The following is a 3,060-nucleotide window of genomic DNA, read 5'->3' as shown; positions in this document are numbered from 1 at the left end:
AATACTACTCCTGTTACTTGGTATAAACTATCTTCTATATTGATACCAAAATCAGCATTGACAACATTTGTATTTATACTAGAAATAGCTCTTAATCCAGATGTTGTTAATGTTCCATTAGAAGGCACAGTAGGTGCTACAATTACGTTTGGAAGGTTTACTCCAGTAAATACATATGCTCCTGTATCGGACGTTGTAATTGTACTTATTGCCGCATCACCAACATCAATTGTTCCACTAGCGTTTGCGTCGTTATAAAGAGTTACAGCAATTCCTCCTAATCTTAATTCGTTAGCATCTTTTATTTGATCAGAGTTTGCATCATCCCAAACCACTCCGCTAATATTATATAAGATTACTACTGTTCTGTTAATTCCAAAGTTTACATTATTAGCAGAAAGTCCAGAGTTCAAAGCAACATTTACTTGAGTAGTTGCCATGTATTGGAATTGAGTAGTATTTGCAGGTACAACCACTTGAACAATAACAAATATATCTGTTAACCCAATAAATTGATAGTTTCCGTTTCTATCAGAGTTTGTAGTCATGATTAACGGTTCTCCTCTGTCAACTCTACCATTTTGGTTTGTATCAGCATATAAACGCACTTCAACACCTGATAATCCACTATCTCCAGTGTTATCTCCGTCTGAGTTTACATCATTGAATACATTTCCTGAGATTGTATATGAATCACTTTCTTTATTGATTCCAAAGTTTACATTTACAATATCAATTGTAGTCGAACCTGTTACTCTGCTGTCTGTTGTTGTTAAGGTGTACATAAAACCTCCTCCATTAGCTGGAACAGTTACTGCAACTATTGTATTTCTAGTTGTAACATTAGCAAAATTAAATGTTCCATCAGCTGCAGAAGTTGTTGTTGTAATAATGGTATCTCCAGCACCAATACGTCCATTATTATCATTATCAGCATATAATGTCAACGTAATGTTTTCGAGAGCTCCTTCACCAGCATCTAACATACCATTTTCACTATCGTCATCATACACAGTTCCAGAAATGTTGTAGTTGATTACTTCTTCTTGGTTGATACCAAAGTTTACTCCTGTAACATCAGTTAGTAATGAGCTTGTTACTACTTCTGCGGATGTTGTTAATACATATGTATAAGTTCCTGTATTTGTAGGCACAGTTACGGCTACTAAAGTGTTTTTAACAGTTACTGCTGAGAAACCATAGATTCCGTCTCTATCAGTAGTTGTTGTACCAATTGCAGTATCACCAGCTCCTACACGTCCATTGTTATCGTTGTCAGCATATAGCGTTAACGTAACATTAGCTAATACATTTTCTCCAAAGTCTAATGTTCCGTTTGCATTATTATCATCGAAAACAGTTCCAGAAATATTGTAGTTTACGATTTGAATTTGATCAATTCCAAAATTTACATCAATGATATTTTGATTAACCATTGTGATTGCTTCTTGTGTATCGGTTGTTGCTACATATTCAAAAGTTGTTGTGTTTTGAGGTTTTACAACTTCAATGATTACGTGAGTTACATTTACTTGCGTAAATATGTATGCACCATTTGCATCAGTAGTCGTTGTAGCAAGTAAAGATTCTCCTGCGTCTAATATTGCATTTGCATTTGCATCGTGATACATTTTTACTTCTACTCCCACTAAACCAGCTTCATTGTCATTAATCATGTTTTGGTTGTCGTCGTCATATACAACTCCTGAAATGTCATAGAATACAACTTGCGTTCTTTTGATTCCAAAATCAACATCAGTAATATCATTTGCTGATAAGAGAAGTGCGCTTGTAAGAGAAGTGGTCGCTTGATACGAAAAGTCAGTAGTGTTTGCAGGTAACATTGCCTTTACAACTACATTTAAAGCTGAAGTACCGCTGAATAAGTAATCACCAACACCATCTGTAATTTTTGAATCTATTAGAGCTTCACCAGCATCTACCAATCCATTAGCGTTTGCATCATCATATAATTTTACTTCAACGCCTGGTAAAAACCCTTCTACTCCATCTTGTACACCATTGGCATTGGTATCATTAAAAACTGTTCCAGAGATTATATTTTCTGAAGGTGTCGTTGGTCCTTGAATCACACCATGGAAAAGTTTTCTTCCTGCTTTGTATCCAAAGTCTACATCACCAACATCATATCTACCATCTAACGTAAATGAAAAAGTTTTAGTTCCTCCATTTTTTCTTACAGATGAATCCCATTTGATACCATAGTATCTAAAATGAGGATCAACATGAACTTCCCATGTATTTGGAGAAGATGATGTTACATTATGTTGATTGAATAGTTTAAGTTTCCAGTGAGAAAGGTCTCTTCGGGCTCCGTTACCTGTCACTCTATATGTCCAAGTTGAAGTTCCGTCAAGGTTGTATTGAACGCCTAGAAATTCAAATATAAAACCATTTAAATCTACAGTAGCTGGAGCGTTTTCATCTAAAACACTTTCTGTAATGGGTTCTGAGTTGTTGTGAATTGAATTGTTAAATGCATTGAGCGTGAGGCACGTAAATAGCAGCGCCAATGCACTTAGAGTAATTTTAGTTTTCATAAGTCGATTTGCTGTTTAGCTAAGTTTATACAATATGCATCGTATAAAAATTAAATTAATAATTAGGTTTTCGGGATGAGCGGCTTATTTCTCACTGACGAAAATATTCCTATTATTTCGGAATTCACTGACACTTTTGTGCTGATTAGACAAAGTGTTTTTAAAAATCGATAAAAAACAGTCTATGTAAGATTTATATTGCAATATTGAAGAGTATAATTGTATTATTCGCACACTTTTTTTAAAAATATACACTTATTACTAATGTAGTTGTAAGATTTTTTTGTTTTTATTATTTCATTAAGATAAAAACAAAAAATATTTCTATTTTAATCAATGTACGTTCATGTTGCAGGTTTCCTTATTCCAAAAAAAATAATTATAAAAAAAAGCCGCATTACTGCGGCTTTTCTTATGGTTTAGGGTAATTGCTATTATCTATTTTTTAACAAATTTCTTGCTAGCAATTTTATTGTTAGATACAAATTTAGCATAGTAC

The 3,060-nt window shown here is 33.6% G+C and carries 1 protein-coding gene; it reads right to left on the bottom strand.

The genetic code is table 11. The features are described from left to right. A partial coding sequence (locus tag AA088_RS17350; RefSeq protein WP_046746311.1) for an SdrD B-like domain-containing protein occupies positions 1–2,561 on the bottom strand: 2,561 nt, incomplete at its 3' end. Positions 2,562–3,060: the final 499 nt, after the last annotated feature.

This window comes from Kordia zhangzhouensis, from assembly GCF_001005305.1.
Taxonomy (GTDB): domain Bacteria; phylum Bacteroidota; class Bacteroidia; order Flavobacteriales; family Flavobacteriaceae; genus Kordia; species Kordia zhangzhouensis.
Note: the sequence above shows the minus strand (reverse complement) of the source record. Positions and strands in the feature narration are given on the sequence as shown.